This window comes from Bradyrhizobium sp. RDM12, from assembly GCF_051917485.1.
Taxonomy (GTDB): Bacteria; Pseudomonadota; Alphaproteobacteria; order Rhizobiales; family Xanthobacteraceae; genus Bradyrhizobium.
Window position 1 is genome coordinate 5965896 of record NZ_CM133064.1, and the last position, 20431, is coordinate 5986326.

A 20431-nucleotide genomic window follows, 5' to 3' on the forward strand; every position below is an offset into this window, starting at 1 on the left:
CTGCCGAACCAGAACGCAAACATTCGAGATGGACGGCAACTTGAGCCCAAGCCGCGTCCCACCGAAAGCTGGGATGCAGCAGATGTTCGGCGAGGGCTGAGAGTGGATGCCCAACCCGTTCTCGCTTTCACCCGACCCGGTCGGCGCGGTTGGCCAGTAAAAGGAAACGGTTCTGCGGAACCGCCCTTGCGCGAGGTCGCCGGGCCGTGGCCGCGCGTGAGGCATAGAAAAGCGCGAAGCGGCAACAAGGAAACGGTTTCGGAGCGCATGGCGCACCATGGGGTGGGCCGACATCGAGAGAGAGGAACGCCTCGACCTTTAAGCTGGATCACTCGCAGCTTGGATGGACAACCCGTCCGAGTTCTCCATGATCTGCCACCCGCGCCGGGATATGGCGCTACGCTATGCCGAAGGCTCCGCGCCAGCTCCCATCGCTCCCACCGCCCAACCGGGCAAATCCGCCGGGATGAGTGAACTGAAAAGTGGGTAAAACTTGGGGGCAAAGTCAAGAGCAGAGCGGCGACCCGAGACGCGCCGCTGCCGCAGGGAATCGCAGTATGTGGGCAGGAGATTATTCATCGGTGAAGCCTACGACTGGGCAATTCACCAGATTCCCCGTCGTCTTCACGGGCCCCGCCCACTGGACTCACAAGCAAACCTAACGCACTTTTGGCTTCGAGATCGTCGCCGTCAGTGATCAGTTTCCGTCGATCCTTCGAGATAGCCTCCTGCGTCCACTCGGCGAGTCGTACGTCCCACATCGGAGAGTATCCCGCGCTGATCTCCGTGAAGTGCGCGAGGATGTCGAGCGAGGGTCCCTCTCCGTTAATGGCACTGTCGAGCCCCTGGCGGTTCGGATCTTTCCCACCCATCTTGCCGTTTACAATCGTATAGATCACCTCAATCGCGCCGCTCTGAAGGATGTCGCTTTCCGCAGGCGCAAAGGTGGACGACTCGAGGGTCGCCGACTCCTCGGAGTTTGCGTCAAAACTAAGATAACGCAGGTGTTTGCCGTTTGCGAAGCCAATCCGGAGTTTCAAGTCAACGGTGCCCTTATCAGGACAGATGCTCGCCACGGAGTCCGTCACGACAGAGTAATCAGGACTGCCGTTGCAGAATCCGATTTTCTCGGGCGCGACATCAAAAGCGATGACTGGAGCATTGAAGACAATGTCCTTGCGATTAGCTATCCGAACCAATGGGCTGTAGTGCGCATCCCCGACAGATCCGGCTCGGGCGATCCTAGGCGGAAAGAAATGGGGCGCCTCCCCGCCCACCAACATTTGTGACGGTGAGAAATCAACCCGGCCGGATTTGAACGTGAAGTTACCCGACTCGTCCATTTCCGCAACCCGTGTGCTCGTCAAGTCTTTTGCCTTAGCGAGACTCGGCGCCCATGTGAGCCCCATGTCTTTCGAAGTAGCGTAATCACTTACGTCCGTAAGCACGAACCAAACAGTTTCTCCCGAGGCAAGACGGCCGCGATGAAGCGGCAGGCTCACCACCTCCCGTTCAAGGTCTACTTTGCCCGACGTGAGAAATTGCTTCGTGATTTTTTTGTAGGTAACCGGACCGGCTGCTAGACTCCCTTGGGGTGCCGAAAACGACAGAAGAAAGATCATCATCGATCCACAAATGCATCTGCTGAACTTTTTGCTGTGCTTCATGACCCTACCTTTTTCTGCATCCAGTCTGGTATTACCCACGCATCTGGTATTACCCACGACATCCAAGCTGACGTGGCTAACGATCCGTCACTTCTTTAGTCCGGGATAGCCGTGCACATAGATCCAGTCAGTCGCCTTGGCTGGGATGTGGCAGCCCAGGCAATCTGAGCGAAAGTTCGTTGAGGTCGTTTTCACGGGGTCACCCGCGTCGAACCAAGACCAACCCCAACCATTGCCCCACAACTTATTATCGGGGTGGCTGTTCTTACTGTCCTTCACCATCATGAACCAACCTTTGAGAAGTTCTTGATGGCTGACCGTTCCAGTCGTCATCTCCGAAGTGGCCGCGTCGTAAACCTCCTTCACCAGGATCGAACCTTGGGGAAATTCGCCCGTTGCGCGATAGCTTGCCGCAGTTCCGGGCGAAGCGTAGACAACGTGAATTTGCTTAGCACCTTTGTCACCTGCGACAGACCAGCTCCCAAGGAATTCGTAGGTCGTTCGGTAGTTCTTCGGGATATGCATGTTGCCTGCCGCATCAACGAGTTGTTCCTGCGCAGGGGCGGGCTGGCTGGCTACGGGCTGCGAGACAAGACACCCGACGGTAACAACGATGAAGGACGCGGATGCCACGGCCGCACTTCTGAGAAATTTCATCACAGTTCTCCCTACTTTGTAATCGAAGGATTCTCGCTGGGCGGCATTTTTTTAGAAGAATTCTGGCCAGGCGGCACCGGCACCTGGTCGAGCAACACGTAGAACTGCGTCCATACGTCATCGCGTTTCGCACTCGCAATGTGGCAATAGGCGCATTCCTCGATCGGCCGGACTTTCGCGGTGGCTGCCTTAGGTTCATGGTGGTTGAAGTTGTAGTAGCCCCAGCCGTCGGTTGCCTTATATCTCTCGGTGTCCTTGACCGTCACATCCGCGCCGTTGAAGGCGCCCGGGAAGAATCCTTTCCCCGATGGCTCAGTTCTCGAACCGTCCGGATGAGTGGCGGGCTGCATGAGCTGCAGTTCTTTCACGAAGATTGTTCCTTCGGGGAAGACACCCGTTTTCTTGTAGATATCGTAAGAACCAGGCTCGATATACACGTTGTGAAATTCAGGGAAGTTTGCTTGAGGGGGGTTTAAGAAATTTGGCGTCAGTGGCGAGCCGACATAAACCCATTCGTGAAAGTTCTTTGGCAGAATGAGCTCGCCATCTTTCGTGTATTCAGGAAGATAGCGGCCGGTTGCGTGCCAATCGTCGGGTGGTGGAAGCTGCGGTTGCTGTGCGAACACAGCGGTTGCTATAGCGCTAGCACCGAGGACGGCGGATAGTGCTAATACTGTGCGTCTCATGATCTCTCTCCTCTGACCATCTGTTATGTCACCGAATGCTGTAGTGGCGGCATTCGTGCGCAGGCGGTCTCATCAACTACGCACAAATCAGATTAGACGTGGGCGCCTATGTGCGGAAGCAACGAAGGGGCATGCAATTGATACCCGTCGGTAATGATGTCCTCTCGAACTATCTATGTTTGGCGATAGCGAGCTTCCGCCCGCGCAAGGCACGTCAAAATGATTCGAGATTCACTGGCGTCGATTCCATCCTTCGGCCTCACTGATCAGCTGGTTTCTTGCGATCCCCGGTGAGGCCATCGGCGTCTCTAGTTATCGTAGTTGGGCAACTTCGGACGCCACCGGCTTTACCGACGCATCGCCGTGGGCATGCAACGCTAACGTCGAGAGCCGCTATCAGGATCTTAATATCTGCCTCGTGCGTCGCTTCATTAGCTGCTTACACCGTTGCTTCACTGCTTCGCTTCGAAGGGCCTCGATCAGTCCACTTTTGCGTTGTCCCCTGGCCCGGGTCCCGATTCTCTCAGCCCAAGGCCGCCACCAGATGGATTGGAGAGGATGCGGCTGGGCAATCTAATTCGCGCGGTTGTCACATCATAGCGAAGCGTTCGGCCTAATGTGATCCATCGTCCGAGCGAAGACACTTCGCTTCGAGTAGGCCTGGTGGCGTTACCTGCCCGAACTGTTTCGCGCTTCCTGTCCAGCTTAAAAGGCTGCTTTTGCAAGCTTGCAAAGCATGATCACCGCCAGTCGGCCGACGAGCCTCAGAGGCCTAGCTCATGCTGGCGATCCGCACCGGCCCAGCTTCAGTTGTGAACAGCCCTTGAGCGGCTTGGCAGCATGATATGGCCGGCATCTTAGAGTGCCATGCGCAACGAACCATCGCCGATCTTGCTGATCCGGCCGGTGTAGTCCGATCTGAACTGATGCTATTCCGGTGCCCAGGACAATCTCATGACCCAATGGCGTTTGCATCTGGGCGCCATGCGCATCGTGCAAAGCCTTCGAAGCCGAAGACACAGAAGCGCTTCGCTGGAGACGACAATTTGATGCGACCCGGTTCGCCGCTACCGACCGCGCGACTCTAGGTCCCAGCAACCTCAGGCGGCAGTTCGCCCTCTTGCCTCAGGATCTCGTATCTTCTCCGGCAGCATCGCCGAAAGATGTGCTTTCTCGGCCGGAGGCGTCGATGACCAGGTGCACAGGGCGTGACCAAAGCGGCAGCTGATTGTTTCACCGCGCGCCGCCTCCAGAAGGATTCGACCGGTCGGTCGGCAGGCGCGGCGTGACTGTCTCAGTCGGTGAACGCCGGCGCCTCCCTGTTGCGGGCGCGATCGTGAACGGCGGCTTCGACCCTCGAACCGAGAACAAGCGACCGGTGGGCAGGCGCTCGATCGCATGACGGACCGACGCACCACTATCGTGGTTGCTCATCGACTTGCCATCGTACAAAGAGCGGACCGTATCGTCGTCATGGAAGTGGCCGCATCGTCGAACAGGTATGCATTCCGACCTCCCGCAACACACCGCCTCTACGCCGGTGCGCTCTGCAGTCACGGAGAGGACGTCAAAGCCGCCTCGCTGATTAGTTGCACCGGAACGGGGTACGGCTTCCCGAATGTACGCAGACGCAGGCCAGATGTGAGCCGGCTCAGGCGGCACCCAAGCCATAACCGGGCGTCATGCAAATTATAACTAAGACGAGCGCGAATGCGTGATGAGCTACGGTCGAGCGACGGCCAGGAGAGATTGAGATGGACGATCTGAACGTATCAGCGAGATCGGCAAGCAACGCATCGGCCACACGGAAACGTAAGTAGTACACTTTTGTGTGTGGACATAGAGCCGGGGGAAAGAGCGCTGACGCCGCCCAGCGGGACGTTCGCTACGGACGATCACAACTGTTTGGCTGGAGCGTACGAGCATCATTTCCACGGCTGTCTTGAGCGCCTGCACGGGGAGCAACGTTATCGCGTCTTCGCCGACATCGAACGCATCTCCGGCCGCTTCCCAGCCGCCAAATGGCGCCGGTCTGACGGAACCGTTAGGGAAATCACGGTTTGGTGCTCGAATGACTATCTCGGTATGGGACAGCACCCGGAAGTCGTGAGTGCACTGACCGCAACGGCCCGCCGCTGCGGCGCGGGAGCGGGTGGAACGCGCAACATCGCCGGAAATAATTCGCCCTTGGTTGATTTAGAGGCCGAGCTTGCTGATCTGCATGGCAAGGAAGCGAGCCTCGTCTTTACGTCCGGGTACGTATCGAACCAGGCCAGCATCTCGACCATCGGTAAGCTGATCCCAGACTGCGTCGTGTTATCTGATGCAGATAACCACAATTCGATTATCGAAGGCATCCGCCAGTCAAATTGCAAGAAGCGGATTTTCCGGCACAACGATCTCGGTCACCTCGAGTCGTTGCTGCGTGAGGCAGGCGACCGCCCCAAGCTTGTCGTGTTCGAGTCCGTATACTCGATGGATGGCGATGTGGCGCCGATCGGAGCCATCTGCGACCTCGCGGACCGCTATGGCGCCATGACCTACCTCGATGAGGTTCACGCGGTTGGCCTCTACGGCGGTCGCGGCGGCGGGATCAGCGAGCGCGATGGCGTGATGCACCGCGTGACCGTGATCGAGGGTACCCTCGCCAAGGGATTCGGCTGCGTTGGTGGCTATATCTCGGCGTCGCGATCGATCTGCGATGCGGTGCGCAGCTTCGCGCCCGGATTCATCTTCACGACGGCGCTCCCTCCGCCGATTGCCGCCGCAGCCCGTGCGTCCGTTCGTTACCTGAAGCACTCGTCTGCCGAGCGCGAGGCACACCAACGGCAAGCCTTTGCAACGAAGCGGGCGCTCAAAGCCGCGGGGCTTCCGGTCTTCCCGACCGACACCCACATCGTGCCTGTGATTGTCGGCGATGCGGAATTGTGCAAGGCGGCTGCCGATCGTCTTCTAGAGCGCCACGCTATTTATATCCAGCCGATCAACTTTCCGACCGTTCCCCGCGGGACCGAGCGTCTGCGCATCACGCCCTCGCCATATCACGGCGATAGCCACATAGCGGAACTCGCAGCCGCGCTCGCTGAGACTTGGGAGGCCCTTTCTCTTGCCTGAGAGCCGTGTTTGGGAGCGCCCCCTTCGCAACCGCCTCCCCCAAGATTGTGCATCGAGCGGGGATCGGCTACCTGGCGGGCGCGGACCACGCTGGGAAGGCCTCGCGCCTCCCGGGCTGTGGCCGCGGCAGCCAAGTTGGGACGACGGACCAGCCAAAGAAAGCTGTTTGAGGAGAGACCCGCCCCTTTTCGACACGCGTCCGGGTAAAAGATGTGATGCGCCCCAATCCACTCCTTCTATCACGCAGCTACGTTGCATGGGTCAACGCGTGGCAGATCTTGCTGCCGACGATCACAATTGGGCTCGCATTCTTGTAGTAGGCGGCCCCGAAGAACTGACGTTCGTCATCCTCTCGGGCGGTTCTCCCCAACGACGCCGCCCTTCGCTCGAACACGCTGATCCAGAATCGTTCATTTCGATGAGCCCTCCAACCGGGCGTTCGAAAACGATCCGAGCGAGACAACGGGCAACCGGAAATAAAAATGGATATCACGCGGCGGTGTCATCTCCTGATCGAGGATCTGTCCGTCGCGCGCGGCGAGCGCGTGGTGTTAGGCGGAGTACATTTCCAACTGGGCTCAGGCCAACTCGCCGAAGTGACGGGTCCCAATGGCGTGGGCAAATCCACTCTTTTGCGCGCTATCGCCGGTTTCTTGCCATTGGGATCCGGCCGCATGTCACTGGTGGAGTCCGGAGCCATGGATTCAGCGCCCTTGGCGGAGCGCCTCCACTACGTGGGTCATCTCGACGGGCTGAAAACAGCGTTGACCGCCCGCGAAAACCTCGAGATCGGCCTGGGAATTTTGGGCCGAGGCCGGCTAACCCCGTTAGACGCCCTGGAGCGTCTGGAGTTAGCCCACGTTCTCGATCTGCCCGTTGGCTATCTCTCCGCGGGGCAGCGTCGCCGTGTCGCATTGGCCCGGCTCCTGGTTGTCGATCGCCCTCTATGGCTGCTCGACGAGCCGCTAACCGCGCTAGACCGGCACGCACGAGCCTTGCTCAAGACTATTGTCGCCGAGCATCTCGGAAGCGGAGGATTGATGCTCGCCGCCACCCACGAACCACTCGGTCTGCCGGGGACAATCCAAGTCAGGCTCGGAGCGGGGTGAGTGTCTTCCCGCTGAGGGGCGGTCGGCATGCTCATAGCCGTCTGTCTCAGGGTCGGGATAGAAGAGGTCACGCCGCTTTTCCGATTTCCCCGCGGCGGTCTCGACCCAATGGCGACGCCGGATGGGGGCCATGATCCGTATTCTCCTCATGGTGTTTCTTCGCGACGTCACGCTGGCGCGTCGCATCGGCGGAGGCGGAGTTCTTGGCCTGGTCTTCTTCCTCAGTCTCGTAACTGTCGTGCCTTTCGCGATCGGACCTGACCTGCGCTTGCTGTCGCGCATCGGTCCAGCCATTCTGTGGATAGCGGCGCTCCTCGCGAGTCTATTGGGGCTTGACCGTCTGTTCCAGGCGGATCACGAGGACGGTTCGCTGGACCAGATGTTGCTGTCGTCGACGCCACTAGAACTCATTGTTTTGGTGAAGTGCATGGCCCACTGGTTCGTTACAGGGCTACCGCTCGTTCTGCTCTCGCCTTTATTTGGCCTGATGTTGGACTTGGACGGCTCGGCGCTCTGGGCCGTGGCAGCGACCTTGTTGGTGGGTACGCCAACTTTCACCTTTCTGGGAGCGATCGGTGCAGCGCTTACGGTCACGCTGCGGCGCGGTGGCCTTCTGCTTTCGATCCTCGTTGTACCACTAGCCGTACCAGTGCTGATCTTCGGTGTCTCCGCCGCGCAGAGTGGCACAGCGCCCGTTCTGACACCCTTCCTGGTTCTCTGCGCTCTGGGACTTGCATCCATTGCCCTCGCCCCAATCGCCGCAGCCGCGGCGCTTCGCGGGGCGGGAGAATGACAAGCGCATGCAGCGGAAGGGTTTGCCTCGGAGATCGCCGTCGTGGAACGACTCCGCACGGTTCCGAAGCTAAGACGACTTGATCATCGAGCAACGACTATAGCGGAGTATCGGCGTCTAACAAGGCCGCGAGCCGATCCCGCTCGGCCTGGCTCAAGGGCGCCGCCGGCGTAGGTTGTACGCGTCGCAATCCGAACAGGAGAGCCATCCCGCCCGCCGCGAGCACCAAAGCCGGCATTCCCCAGAGGAAGGCGGTTTCCAAGTCGAGCGGTGGCTTCAGCAGGATAAAGTTCCCATAACGCTTCACCAGAAAGTCGCGGACCTGCTCATCGCTCTCGCCGAGGTTAAGGCGTTCGCGCACCAGCAGTCGGAGATCCCGCGCGAACTCTGCTTTCGAGTCGTCGATCGACTGGTTTTGGCAGACCAGGCAGCGCAGTCCGGCGGAAATATCGCGCGCGCGCGCCTCAACTTTCGGGTTGGGCAGCACCTCGTCTGGCTGCACCGCCCTGGCCAAGCCAGGCGCGAGGCCTGCGAATACGATCGAAAGCAGAAGAATGCGACCAAGCGAAGTCATTCGGCGGCCTGCGGCGCTGCTGCGGGGTTGGCTGCGGCGCGGACGCGAACCGCGCGCCGCGCGAAGCCAATTCTGAGGCGTCTATCAGACAACGACACGATCCCTCCAAACGCCATGATGACGCCGCCTATCCAGATGGCCGTCACAAGCGGCTTCCAGAACATGCGCGCATCGATCGAACCATCCGCGTGCTGGTCCCCAAGCGAAATGTAGATCTGGCCAAAACCCAGCGTCACGATGCCTGCCTCGCTGACCGTAGTCTGTCGTACGGGAAAACTGCGCTTGGCGGGCTCGACGGTGGCCACGGCCGCGCCGCCCCGGCTTATGACCGTGTAGGCCAGGACTTCGGAGTAGTTCGGGCCCTGTCGCGATTGTAGATTTTCGATAGTGGCTTGATAAGGCCCGAGATCGATCCCCTGGCCTAGCTTGACGGTCGCGATCCGCTCCACACCCCAACCGGTCGCCGCCAAGCCCATAAGTGTCACGCCAAGGCCAGCGTGAGCGATAGCAGCACCCCAGGCGGAGCGCGGCAGCCCGACCGCGCGGGCCAGCATCACCCGAATGGGCTGCCCACCTGCCCAGATACGCGACATCACATCAGCGAACGAACCGACTACGAGGTAGACGGCGAAGCCGAGACCGACGGCGGCGAGGACAGGGCCGCCTCGGATGACGGCAACGAGCACAAGTGCGACCACGAGGCCCCCCAAGGCTGCAACCGTCGCCCGCTGCGCCGCGCCGAGCAGGTCGCCACGCTTCCAGGCGAGCGACTGACCGATCGGCATCAGCAGAACGATCAACGCTAGTAGCGGACCGAGCGTCAAATTGAAAAACGGTGCGCCGACCGAGATCTTGTCCCCGATCAGAGCCTCAAGCGCGAGCGGATAGAGCGTGCCGGTCAGGACCGTAGCGCAGCAGGCGGTGAGCAGCAGGTTGTTGACTGCGAGCGCGCTCTCGCGTGATACGGGCGCGAATAGACCACGTTGGCTCAGGGAAGGCGCACGCCAAGCATAAAGCGCGAGGGAACCGCCGATGAACACGGTCAGGATGATCAGGATGAAGACGCCGCGCGTCGGGTCGCTGGCAAACGAATGGACGGAGGTCAGCACCCCTGAACGCACCAGGAATGTGCCGAGCAGCGATAGCGAAAATGTAAGTATCGCCAGGAACAGTGTCCAGATCTTGAGCGCTTCGCGTTTCTCCATAACGGCGGCCGAATGCAGAAGCGCCGTACCCGCAAGCCAGGGCATGAGCGACGCGTTTTCGACCGGATCCCAGAACCAGAACCCGCCCCAGCCTAGGGTGTAATAGGCCCAGTACGAGCCCATGGCTATGCCAAGCGTTAGAAAAATCCAGGCAATAAGTATCCAAGGCCGAACGTAGCGGGCCCAAGCGGCGTCCAACCGTCCGCTGATCAGCGCCGCCACTGCGAACGAGAACACGATCGAGGAGCCGACATAACCGAGGTAAAGGAGCGGTGGGTGTATTGCCAGCCCCGCGTCTTGAAGCAGCGGATTGAGATCCTGGCCTTCAAAGGGCGCCGGAAACCGTCGCACGAAGGGATCGGAGGTGAACAGGATGAAGCAGAGGAAGGCAAAGGAGATCCAGCCTTGGACCGTTAGTGTATTGGCGCGCAATTCCTTTGTCATGCCGCGCCCGAGAATCGCAACTGCCGCTCCGAAGGACGCGAGGATCAGAACCCAAAGCAGCATGGATCCTTCGTGATTGCCCCAAACGCCGGCGAGTTTGTATACAAGTGGTTTGGTGGTGAGCGAGTTCTCGGCGACTGTCACGAGACTGAAGTCGGACACCACATGAGCGTAAGTCAGGGCCGCGAAGGCATAGCCCAACAACAGGAACTGGGTGATTGCAGCCGGGACCGCAATGGAAGTCAGTCCAGAATCGCCACTGCGGGTGCCCCACAGCGGCAGAACTGACTGAAGCAGCGCGACGGCGAGAGCCAGAGCGAGCGCATAATGTCCGGTTTCGACGATCATCCTTTCGGTCCGTCCGGCTGTGGTGTTTCGTGGAAGGCCGCGCTATTGCGCCCACGCGGATTTTCGTTCCGCCAAATGCCTGATTCCTTGAGTTTGTCGGCTACGTCCTTGGGCATGTATCGCTCGTCGTGTTTGGCGAACACGGTATCGGCATGAAAGACGCCCGGTCCCTCCACCGTGCCCTCGGCCACGACGCCTTGTCCTTCACGGAAGAGATCCGGCAGCAATCCGGTGTAGCTGACCTTGATGTCGTACTTCAGGTCGGTCACAGCGAAGACGACAGTCGACGATCCACCATAGGTAAGTGAGCCAGGTTTCACCAGGCCGCCGATGCGCAGACGGGTTCCTCGCGGCGGCGCCTTTGCGGCCATCTCGGTCGGCCCGTAGAAGAAGACGATGCTGTCACGCAACGCAAACAGGATGAGCCCAACCGCGATGGCCAAAGTGAAGCCTGCTACGCTGATGATAGTGATGCGCCTGCCCTTTCTGGTCAAAGTCTACCCCTTCAAGCCAAGTTGAGTGACGAGTTCATCGATGCGAGCTGGCGCTTGCGCATCGTCGGCTAACTGGGCTCGCGCACTTGCGACGGCCGCTTCGGCCTTCTGGCGTTCACCCAGTACGACGTAGGACCTAATCAGTTGCAGCCAGCCCTGAAGGTCATGGCCATTCTTCGAAAGCTTCTCGGCGAGTCCTCCCACCATCCCGCGGATCGCGTCTCTCCGCTGCTCCGGAGGAAGCGCTGGGATGTCAGTCCGGCTTCGGCCGGCTTCTGGGTTTGATTGAGTCGCCCTAGAAGACCTATGCAGGTGTTGCCGGACGGCATCCATCCACGGGGCGCCAGCTGGCGTATCAGCCTCTAGCGCTTCCCAAAGTTGTCTCGCCCGATCTGTGTCGCCATCTTGCTCTACTGCGAGCGCATGGAAGAATCGGGCCAGAGGCTGTTTGGGATCATCCACGAGCGCTTGGTTAATGGCACCGCGTGCTTCTGCAGTGACGACCCCGTCGGCAGCCATCGTCAGAGCCTGCCCAAGAGACGCACGCTCCTCCGCATTCTCGCCGAGCAGCCGCAGCGCCGCCCTATACGCATGCGCCGCATCCTGAAACCTTCCCATGCGCAGGTAAATTGGCGCGACAACCTGGAATCCGCGGCCATCATTGGGGTGGGCCTTGAGACGCGTCTCGACTTCGGAGATCGCCGCAGCGAGAGTGAAGTCCTCACCCGCGCGCCTCGATGCGATCGGCATGTCGGGCTGGTTGGGAGCGCCGACCTTGAGATACGACGCGAGCGCGACGAGCGGCAGCACTAGGACGATCGCGAAGGCCGCTGCAGTGCGTCTCGGCTGCCAGCGCCGCGACGCATGCGGCCGGCTCTCCGACGCGGAGTCGAGTGACGCGAGCAGCCGGCGCTCGATCTCGGCACGCGTCGCCATCGCATCCTCGGGCCCTACGAGTCCGCAGCGGACGTCATCATCCGCCTCGGCCAGAAGGCCGCGATAGAAGGCCACGTCGGAATCGTGCGCGCCAAAGCTCTCGCGCCGCTCGGAGAGCGACCGAGCCAGCGCCAGCACGATCGCGAAGGTCATCATTGCGAAGGCGGCCCAGAGCATGTTCAAGGCCTCCGTCCGTTTTCGCCAATGCGTAACGCACCGCGTTTTCGGGCAGCCGCCGCGGTTGAAGATCGGACTGCTTCCTGTGCCGCTCCCATGGTCCGATCGGTCACTCCCGAATGATGCAAGGCAATCGTCATGGACGCTCTGCCCCGGCAATTGCCGCCATCAAAGCAGGTCGGCTTGCGTCCGAGATGCCGCCAACCAGCTTGTAGGCGATTGTGCCATCGCCCTTGACCACATAAGTCTCGGGGACTCCATAGACGCCGAAATCGATGCCCGTTCGGCCGGACCGGTCAGTGCCGACCTGTGCGAAGGGGTTCCCGTTGGCGGCAAGATAGGCCAGCGCGTTTCTGGGATCGTCTTTGTAGACGATACCGGTAAGCTTCACCCCCTGTCGCTGCAGCATCCGGTCGCTCGCCAACGCCATCAGAGCCCCTTGTTCCTCCCGGCACTCGACACACCATGATGCGAACACGTTCACGATTGTCACGTGCCCCTTCCGCAGATCGGCGCTCGACAAGCCAGGTGGACCAGGCGTGGGAAGCCCCTCGAGCGGCTCCAGCGCAAACTGCGGTGCCGGCTTGCCGATCACAGCGGAGGGCACGAGTGACGGGTCTCCGGCGCCGAGCCGCACCAGGAGTAACGCCGCAATTCCGAAGAAAACTAGAAGAGGGATAGTCACCCACAGGCGGGCCAGTGCGCGGCGACGGGCCATGGCGCTCGGGGGGAGGTGAATCGAAGTTCGGATATTGCTCATACGCGGCCGCGCGGATTGGAGTGACGAAGTTGCAGACGACGCAAGGTACGGCGCTGAACGCGATAGTCGATGAGGACCGCCGCGATCATCCCGGCAAGCATGGTGCCCGTCACCAGAAAAGTCGCTGTGATGAACCCAGTATGCTGCATCATTCTGCTCAGGACGCCATTTCGACAGGCAGCATGCAAGCCACCGCAGGTTCGCCCGCAGCCGCCATCGTGATCGCAAGCCGCCGGATTCGGCGTCGCATGATTTCGTTACGGACGGCCATTACGTGGAGAGTCACGAACAAAAGCGTGTATGCGAGCGCCATCACAATTAGCGGCCATAACATCGTGCCAGCAATCGCCGAGCCCTCCATCCGAAATACGGACGCCGGCTGGTGGAGAGTGTTCCACCAATCAACCGAGAACTTCACGATTGGGATGTTGATGAACCCTACCAAGGTCATGATCGAAACTGCTCGTGCCGCCCTGTTCGGGTCCTCGATCGTCTGCCAGAGCGCGATTAGTCCGAGATAGATCAGAAACAGAACCAACACGGAGGTGAGCCGGGCGTCCCAAACCCAAAATGTGCCCCACATCGGTTTACCCCAGAGGGAGCCTGTGGCCAGGCAGATGAAGGTGAAAGCCGCGCCAAGCGGCGCAGCCGCCTTTTGTGCTGCATCGGAAAGTGGATGACGCCAAACCAAGGATCCGAGCGCAAACACCGTCATGGACATGTAAGCGAGCATCGCTGTCCACGCGGCGGGCACGTGGATGTACATGATACGCACCGTCTCGCCTTGCTGGTAGTCGGGTGGCGCGGCGAATGTTCCAAGCAGACCAAGTATGAAGGCGAACGCCGTCGAAGCCCAAAGCCAAGGCAGCAGCTTTGCGGCAATGCGCACGAAATTACCAGGATTGCTGTAGGCAGTGAAGTTCAGCTTCAACTTTCCGATCTCCTCGAAATCAAACTGCAGGCCGGGAGCTGCCGACTGCGGCTCGCGTCGAAAGTTCGTGCAACTGGAACGTCTGCAAGCCGATGAGTATCGCATCACACCGGAGACGATTTCACAAATTACCTCCAGTTATTGTTTTGATGCCGGCTAGGCGCCCAGAGCTGAGCGGCTGCGATTTGTATACTTGGAGTGGCCGAAATCCTCGCGTGCAGACGGCACAGCAATTCGAGAGACCGATAGCAGGTGGGAGCCGCGCGCTATTCGATCGCGTGCGACGCCGAGATAGCGGTTAATGCCGCGCTCGATACTCGGCGTAATGAGCCAAAAGCGACGGCGCTCGTCTCGTGTAAGCGGTCCGCTTTAAAGGGTGCCTTCTTCGTATAGATCCCTTACGCCGTTTGGATGCCCGACCCGTACGTAGGTTCAATTGAGCCACCAATCGCGATCGTCGTATCTATAACGCATGCGGTGGCCCTCCCAGCTATCGCTGCCCCCCTTGGGCGTTTCCTCCCTAGACTTGGGCCGCTTGTGGCAACGCAGGCGGCCCTTCTTTTTGTGTGCACTCATATGGAAATGAACCGAGGTCTGGTCGACCTATACCTCGGTAGGGTCACTTCATACCCTGGCGCAATGGCAACAACTAAGCGCTCGGTGCTACCAGATGATACGGAGTGAAAAGCAACGGAACCGGCCCGCGAGCAGGCAGTTGCAGGACAAGGCCGGCCACGTAATGCTCGACCGGTCTTTCCGATGATCGAGCCGTATGTTGCCAGTAATTACTGTTTACTTCCACGGTTGGGTGCGGAGAGCCCCCCATGATAAGCATCGCCGATCTCTTAATCCGGTTCTGGCAAGGGAACCGGCCCGCGTCCAATGCTCAAGTTGCGGTTGTGACCGGATCGGGATCGATCCAGCATGGCCGAGTTTGTCCGCATCCTGCAGGCCTACGATCAAGACCGGTACGGCAGGAGTTAGAGGGCGACCGCGTCTCAAGCAGCGAAGAAAATGCGCGACACGGGACCGTCCACATATGACTTCAAATCAGTCATTTCGGTTTCGCAATGCAGGTGCCATCGGTTGCTAATCGGCCAGCCGCTTTGGAGGCCATGATCGAATTCTTGACAAAGGATCGCGCGCCCAACCACGATGAGCCGCGCATGGTGGCTAACGTTGTTGTGACCGCGACAGCTCGGCGACGCGTTTCGGTCGCCCCGGTAGTAACTCGCAAGGCGAGCTGCTGAGGTGCCGTCGCCGCCGGATGATGGGAAATGCCCTGCGACTATCTATCCGATAACCATTTATCATAACCTTAATTCAGACGCGGTCGCATCGCGGCGGCGTTTGGCTGCTGCGGCTGCCGTCACTACCTCGCCGTATGTTCAATCGGAGTTCTGTCCATCACCCTCAGATTCTTCCGGAACGTATCCATGCACTTGGCGAAAGGCACGGAGAAAGCTACTGCAGCTCCTATAACCGACCGCCCGCGCGATCTGCTCTACTGAAAATGCCCTCGCGGCGAGCATATCGGCTGCACGCTTCATCCGTATTTGCCGGAGCGCTACCATTGGCGAACATCCTATCGTGCGCACAAAGCGCGCCATGAATGCGGATCGGCTCAAGCCGGCCTTCTGCGCGAAGGCCATGACGGAGTGATCGGCCGACGGCCGCACCAGCATATCGGCGAACGCAAGAGCGATTTGACGGTCACTCAACATAGAGAAGCGTTCGAGCCAAACGCTGGTCGAATTGAGACTGCGACGGAGGAGCGTGACGAGCACCTGCTTGAGCATGGCGGTCGTCATCGCCTGCATTCCAACCCGCCGGCCGCTGACTCTTGGCCGCTGTGCGGTCATCGACCTCGATGTGAAACGGCTTCTTGGCCGGTGTGATGACAAGGGTGTGAGGTACCAGAGGAACTGCGGAGAAGCCACCCACGACCATTCGTCCGGTCCCGGAAAGATTGTAGTGGATAGCCGGCGCCTCCGCGCTTCCGAATGACAGGCGCCAGCCTGGGCTAACCCAACACTCGATGAGCCCAATGACGTCGACATCCACAATTGCCATCAGCACATTGAGATAGGATCGAAGAAATGTAAGATTTGGACGCTCGGACATGTGTTTCGGACTCTCGGATTGAGCTGATGTCTTAGTCTTGGGACAGGACAATTGCAAATCTTGGTACTGTATTATGGCTAGGATGATGCGCATCTGCTCGCCATGACCAACTGCCCAAGCGAAGTTGGGAACCTCTTCGACGAGCGCGAGCGTGCCGCGCTTCCCGCGGCCCTCATATCACTGTCCAGAACCGACGCCTTAGGAGATCCCCAAATGAGCAAAAAAGCACTTAACGGAAAGGTGGTCGAGGCGATCCCAATGCAAACCTGACATCAAACTGGTCTCGAGTACGACGTTCCAGCAACCGCCACCTCAATAGGAAACAGCATCGATGCGAACGCTTTCAGCAAGACGCGGCCGGCAATTCCGAGCCGGCGCACAATACCTGTTTCCTCGGAAGCTCCGCGAGCAACCGGTTGATCATCACCCCTGCCCACTATGGCAACGAACCGAACGGCCCGAACCGCGGCAAATCTTTCGAGTATGACTATGCAGCTGCAGCTTTATCAGGTGCGATACTTCTTATCGCTCGCAAAGACGCTAAATTTTACACGAGCTGCGGAGCAATGCAATGTGACACAGCCGGCGCTGACAAAGGCAATACAAAAGCTGGAGCAAGAACTCGGCGGCGCGCTGATTCACCGTGAACGTCATCTCACCCAGCTCACCGATCTGGGCAAGATGATTTTGCCCACGCTGGAGAAAATATTTTCCGCCGCCGAGGCCGTACGGCTTCAGGCACGAGGCTATCAAAAGAAGACAATCGCCCCGCTCAAGATCGGACTCGTGCCGTCAGTCTCTGCCGCACTCATTACGGAATTGCTCGTGGAGCTCGCCCGGATCATCCCCGATCTTCGAGTCGATCTGCGCGAGGCCGATGCCAACGGGCTGGTTGCGATGCTTTTGGATGGCGAGATCAATGCCGCACTTGTCGGTGACGCCATGGAGCTACCTGAGCGTATCGACCGCTGGCGCCTGTTCGAGGAAAGCTGCCTGCTCATCTTGTCTCGGAAACATCCGATGGCCAGGCAAACCGTCATCCTGCTCCAAGACTTGCATGAGTTGGTCTTTCTCGAAAGGGTCGGATGCGACGTCGCAGACCGATTCAAGCGGGTTTGTTTTGCCGACCACCCAGGCCCTAAGGTTGTGCACAGGAGCGATCAGGAAAGGCATCTTCAGCAAATGGCATTCGCCGGTTTGGGGGCCATCTTGGCGCCAGAGCACGCTCCCAGACTGCCGTCGCTCGCCACTATCCGAATTGAGGGCGACCCCGTCCGGCGCGAGGTGCAGCTTTTGGCCGTCGCTGGGAGGCAGTATTCGCCGGCGCTTGACGCCTTCATCAAGGTTGCTCGTCTTCGCGACTGGACGAGTGCGTTGGACAAACTCCGCCGCGCATCTGCCCCTGACTCGAACAACGACAATGTTTGCACGGCTGATGCACAAGGTGCAGGCTCCTTGATCCAAATCACGGCCCCCGGTCCCGCCTCTTCATGCCCGAGCTTGTCGCGGGCATCCAACCGTCGTTGCTGAAGTGACGCGAAGTCGCGGATGGCCAGGACAAGCGGGGCCATGACGCAGTTGCAGTCGCCCATGGGTGGCCTCTTGAATCGACTTGTCTCATTCCGGTCAGCCTCGAAGGGCGAGGCTTAGGCCCATCCAATTTCGGACAGGGCAGTAAGCAAGGTTTCGGCCTTCGCTCCCGTGATGGAGTCCGGTCCGACAGACGCTCGACGGATGATCCCTCGTTGGTCGAGGACATAGATGGCCGGCATCGGCAACATCCAAAAGGAGAAACCATGGGGAGCGCAGAGATCGAGTCCGCGCCGCAAGAGATGGCTCTTTAGTTCCGCCGGCACCACGGACACCAGGCCGAACGAAAGGCTCACCCCAAGATCTAGGTCGGAGAGGATTTCCAGATCCAGTCGACGATCGCGTTGGAAATTGCGTAGCAAGTCCCCAGTGTCGGGCGTTATCGCAATTGCTCTGCCGCCAGCAGCGCGGATACTAGGGATGGCCCCGTGAAGAGCGCGTAGAGCAGCTGCGCACAATGGGGACCAAGTCCCGTAAACGAAGGTGACAATCAACGGTGCAGTTTGTCGCAATTCCAAAGATGAAACGAGCTTTCCATTTACCTCCGGGAGAAGGAAATCAGGGGCAAGAGCGTTCGCCTTCAGGGCGCCGTCAGGAACGCCCGCCTCTCGCAGCCATGATGAAACCATCCGGTCGGTTCGGACGTCCAGCGTGCGAAAGCCACTCAAGGTCTCCGCGGGAGGGGCCATCGGCGTACTGACGGGCCCTCCCTTCGAAACTTTGTCGCCCATTCTGGTTCTCCCCGATACCCCTCGCGGCACCTGTCCGCGTATGTTTGTTGCATGGTGACCGTGCGTTTTGGAAAGCGACAATTCAACTTTGGAATGGTAATCGTTGACGAATAATCATCCGGAATAGTGCGGGCCCCCGTATCACGCGGGCAAACGAACAAGTAGGCAGCAGCTCCGTTGAGGAGGTCACGACGCTTTCACCGCGCCAGGGCTCCTGCCTACCGCGCGACACGATGGCGGAGAGGCAAACGCCAAGCATCGAGCTGGACGAGCTGGTACGCCAACAGTATCCTCCGAACCGACACCTGATCGCTGCACGACGCAGTGGTTTCCACTTACGGAGCGCGTGCCCTATTCGGCATCTTCGTCAGGAGTGCTTCTGCAAAATGCTGCCGCGAAGCTACGACAATCGTGAGCAAGCCAACTCGTCCGAACATCTGTTGCTGATAGCGTATGCCGCGACCGAGAGAGGCGCCTTGTAGCCTGCCCGCGGTTGAGGGAGACCGAGCTAACCAAGTTGAGGTTCGCGTGCCCGGCGCTTCAGAGATCGGAGTCGGCGGGGTGACGCCGCACGCCAAATAGGTCGAACCCGGGATATCCAAAAGTCGCAGCCCTGCTCCGTCAAAGTTCAATCCGGTTTTGCCCTTCCTGTCAGACATGCAAACGCGAGTGCAATTGGGCACTTCCGTGTTGCAGGGCAGGCTCACCTCGCATCGCTTGTAGCAGCTTTCGGAGAGGATCTGCCGCTCGGCCCGGCGCGGCGCCCTACTCCCAAAACAGGCACCGCGATAGCGCAACGGTATGGATGAATGCAGTCCTAAATCGGAGTCCGAATTCCATGCGTTCAGCCAATGATGACCAGTCGATACCACAACTCAAATTCAAGCAGACGGGTGAAGCGATGGCGGAACGCCGCCGACCACTTTCGCGACCCGAGCTCCAGCAAGCCCCCTTATGCGAGAAGCTTGGGAAGCCACGCGATTGGCGCCACGGCCCTGAGGGTCAGCAACAACTTTCAAGATCACGAATGTTGCTGCCGATAGCTCAATCTCCGATCATTGTTGGCGACCATGTACCGCTCATTTTCGGTCCAACTCGCCAATTGGATGATCACCTGCCGGCGGACTTGATCCATCCCGTTGTTGATATTTCTCCTCGCGAGGCTGTGGCACGCCTCACCCTAACGGGGCACGGCATGACGGCCGAATCTGTGCAATCCACAAGCCGAGGCAAAATCCAACATCAGTATCGGGCTCCAATGCATATGCTCGTGATGTACGAGAAGGGGGAGCGCCGCGATGGAGAAACATTTGTGGAAGGTTTGCCGCCATCAGCGCTCCGGAACCTCGAGCGGAAGCTGACATTCGTTCCTGCTGGCCGCGAGTTTCACGATTGGCACGAGCCGCGCGGATCGCAGATGCGGCTCATGTACTTCTACTTCGACCCTGAGAGGCTGAAGGCTCTTTCTAAACGTGGCATCACCGGCCTGCCGGACTCCCCACGGCTACTATTCGAAAATGAAACGCTATGGAACACCGCCCTCAAGCTGAAGACGTTCGTCGATAGCTCTGCAGCAGACCCGGTCTATTTCGAGAGTCTCGGAAGTCTGCTCATGCATGAGGTCGTGCGTTTCACTTGCGGGATGCCCAGCATCCAACGTCAACTCCAAGGTGGCCTTGCGCAGTGGCAGCAACGGCTCGTCACCGCCTACATCCAGGAACACCTCAATGAGCGGATACCGATTGGTACGTTGGCGCAGCTCGTTCGTCTTAGCCCGTATCATTTCTGCCGCGTGTTCAAGCAATCTCTTGGAATGCCGCCTCATCGGTACCAGACCAAACGTCGCGTTGAGCATGCCAAATTCTTGCTAGCAAACCGCGCAGGCTCTATGGCGGAAATCGGTCGGGCGGTCGGCTTCAGCAGTCGTAACGCGTTCGCCACGGCGTTTCGGAAGGCAACGGGAATTGCCCCCGCGGACTACCGCCGAAGCGTGGCTCCTCCGATAACCGTATGAATGAATTGCGGCGTCGCGCTCAACTTTGCGATTCGAAAGTAGAGGCTTCTCGGTGTCACATGCGATGAGGACGATCG

General features: G+C 59.4%; 17 protein-coding genes and 1 pseudogene. 6 read left to right on the plus strand and 12 right to left on the minus strand.

Annotation, left to right across the window (positions count from 1 at the left end):
- Window positions 1-329: 329 nt before the first annotated feature.
- A pseudogene (locus ACTGJ9_RS29315) lies at window positions 330-490 on the plus strand (IS3 family transposase); the annotation flags it as partial.
- Between the two features lie 85 nt (window positions 491-575).
- Here the strand turns inward: ACTGJ9_RS29315 and ACTGJ9_RS29320 are convergent.
- The 3 genes from ACTGJ9_RS29320 to ACTGJ9_RS29330 form a co-directional block, all read right to left on the minus strand.
- A complete protein-coding gene (locus ACTGJ9_RS29320; RefSeq protein ID WP_456673902.1) occupies window positions 576-1667 on the minus strand; it encodes a hypothetical protein in 1092 nt (363 codons plus the stop codon).
- 87 nt (window positions 1668-1754) lie between these two features.
- Window positions 1755-2324, minus strand: coding sequence for a cytochrome P460 family protein (locus ACTGJ9_RS29325; RefSeq protein WP_456673903.1), 570 nt, complete (start codon window positions 2322-2324; stop codon window positions 1755-1757).
- A gap of 11 nt (window positions 2325-2335) precedes the next feature.
- Window positions 2336-3010, minus strand: coding sequence for a cytochrome P460 family protein (locus ACTGJ9_RS29330; RefSeq protein ID WP_456673904.1), 675 nt, complete (start codon window positions 3008-3010; stop codon window positions 2336-2338).
- Between the two features lie 1905 nt (window positions 3011-4915).
- Here ACTGJ9_RS29330 and hemA point away from each other — a divergent pair.
- The 3 genes from hemA to ccmB all read left to right on the plus strand — a co-directional run bounded on the left by hemA (window position 4916) and on the right by ccmB (window position 8026).
- Window positions 4916-6124, plus strand: a complete 1209-nt coding sequence (gene hemA, locus ACTGJ9_RS29335; protein WP_456673905.1) for a 5-aminolevulinate synthase — start codon at window positions 4916-4918, stop codon at window positions 6122-6124.
- Between the two features lie 482 nt (window positions 6125-6606).
- Entirely contained in the window at window positions 6607-7233 is a 627-nt protein-coding gene (gene ccmA, locus ACTGJ9_RS29340) for a heme ABC exporter ATP-binding protein CcmA (RefSeq protein WP_456673906.1), read from the plus strand.
- A gap of 130 nt (window positions 7234-7363) precedes the next feature.
- Window positions 7364-8026, plus strand: coding sequence for a heme exporter protein CcmB (ccmB, locus tag ACTGJ9_RS29345; RefSeq protein ID WP_456673907.1), 663 nt, complete (start codon window positions 7364-7366; stop codon window positions 8024-8026).
- Window positions 8027-8123: 97 nt separating this feature from the next.
- Here the strand turns inward: ccmB and ACTGJ9_RS29350 are convergent, their stop codons facing one another.
- The 8 genes from ACTGJ9_RS29350 to ACTGJ9_RS29385 all read right to left on the minus strand — a co-directional run bounded on the left by ACTGJ9_RS29350 (window position 8124) and on the right by ACTGJ9_RS29385 (window position 15706).
- A complete protein-coding gene (locus ACTGJ9_RS29350; protein ID WP_456673908.1) occupies window positions 8124-8600 on the minus strand; it encodes a cytochrome c-type biogenesis protein in 477 nt (158 codons plus the stop codon).
- The gene (locus ACTGJ9_RS29355; protein ID WP_456673909.1) at window positions 8597-10597 is read right to left on the minus strand and encodes a heme lyase CcmF/NrfE family subunit; all 2001 of its coding nucleotides are present in this window, start codon (window positions 10595-10597) and stop codon (window positions 8597-8599) included. Before ACTGJ9_RS29355 ends, ACTGJ9_RS29350 begins: the two co-directional genes overlap by 4 nt.
- Window positions 10594-11091: a cytochrome c maturation protein CcmE gene (gene ccmE / locus ACTGJ9_RS29360; protein ID WP_456673910.1), complete on the minus strand. Its 498-nt coding sequence runs from the start codon at window positions 11089-11091 to the stop codon at window positions 10594-10596. Before ccmE ends, ACTGJ9_RS29355 begins: the two co-directional genes overlap by 4 nt.
- 3 nt (window positions 11092-11094) lie before the next feature.
- Window positions 11095-12204, minus strand: coding sequence for a c-type cytochrome biogenesis protein CcmI (gene ccmI, locus ACTGJ9_RS29365; RefSeq protein WP_456673911.1), 1110 nt, complete (start codon window positions 12202-12204; stop codon window positions 11095-11097).
- 136 nt (window positions 12205-12340) lie between these two features.
- The gene (locus tag ACTGJ9_RS29370; RefSeq protein WP_456673912.1) at window positions 12341-12922 is read right to left on the minus strand and encodes a DsbE family thiol:disulfide interchange protein; all 582 of its coding nucleotides are present in this window, start codon (window positions 12920-12922) and stop codon (window positions 12341-12343) included.
- A gap of 38 nt (window positions 12923-12960) precedes the next feature.
- A complete protein-coding gene (locus ACTGJ9_RS29375) occupies window positions 12961-13077 on the minus strand; it encodes a hypothetical protein (RefSeq protein ID WP_456673913.1) in 117 nt (38 codons plus the stop codon).
- Between the two features lie 44 nt (window positions 13078-13121).
- On the minus strand, window positions 13122-13895 hold the full coding sequence (locus ACTGJ9_RS29380) for a heme ABC transporter permease (protein ID WP_456673914.1): 774 nt from the start codon (window positions 13893-13895) through the stop codon (window positions 13122-13124).
- 1388 nt (window positions 13896-15283) lie between these two features.
- Window positions 15284-15706 carry a helix-turn-helix domain-containing protein gene (locus ACTGJ9_RS29385; RefSeq protein ID WP_456673915.1) on the minus strand — a complete coding sequence of 141 codons (423 nt, stop codon included), beginning with the start codon at window positions 15704-15706 and terminating at the stop codon, window positions 15284-15286.
- A gap of 802 nt (window positions 15707-16508) precedes the next feature.
- Between ACTGJ9_RS29385 and ACTGJ9_RS29390 the strand changes: the two genes are divergently transcribed.
- Window positions 16509-17549 (plus strand): LysR family transcriptional regulator, encoded by a 1041-nt coding sequence (locus ACTGJ9_RS29390; RefSeq protein ID WP_456673916.1) that lies wholly within the window; start codon window positions 16509-16511, stop codon window positions 17547-17549.
- A gap of 116 nt (window positions 17550-17665) precedes the next feature.
- Here the strand turns inward: ACTGJ9_RS29390 and ACTGJ9_RS29395 are convergent, their stop codons facing one another.
- Window positions 17666-18340 (minus strand): peroxiredoxin-like family protein, encoded by a 675-nt coding sequence (locus ACTGJ9_RS29395; RefSeq protein ID WP_456673917.1) that lies wholly within the window; start codon window positions 18338-18340, stop codon window positions 17666-17668.
- A gap of 838 nt (window positions 18341-19178) precedes the next feature.
- Between ACTGJ9_RS29395 and ACTGJ9_RS29400 the strand changes: the two genes are divergently transcribed.
- A complete protein-coding gene (locus tag ACTGJ9_RS29400; RefSeq protein WP_456673918.1) occupies window positions 19179-20354 on the plus strand; it encodes a helix-turn-helix domain-containing protein in 1176 nt (391 codons plus the stop codon).
- The last annotated feature ends 77 nt before the right edge of the window (window positions 20355-20431 follow it).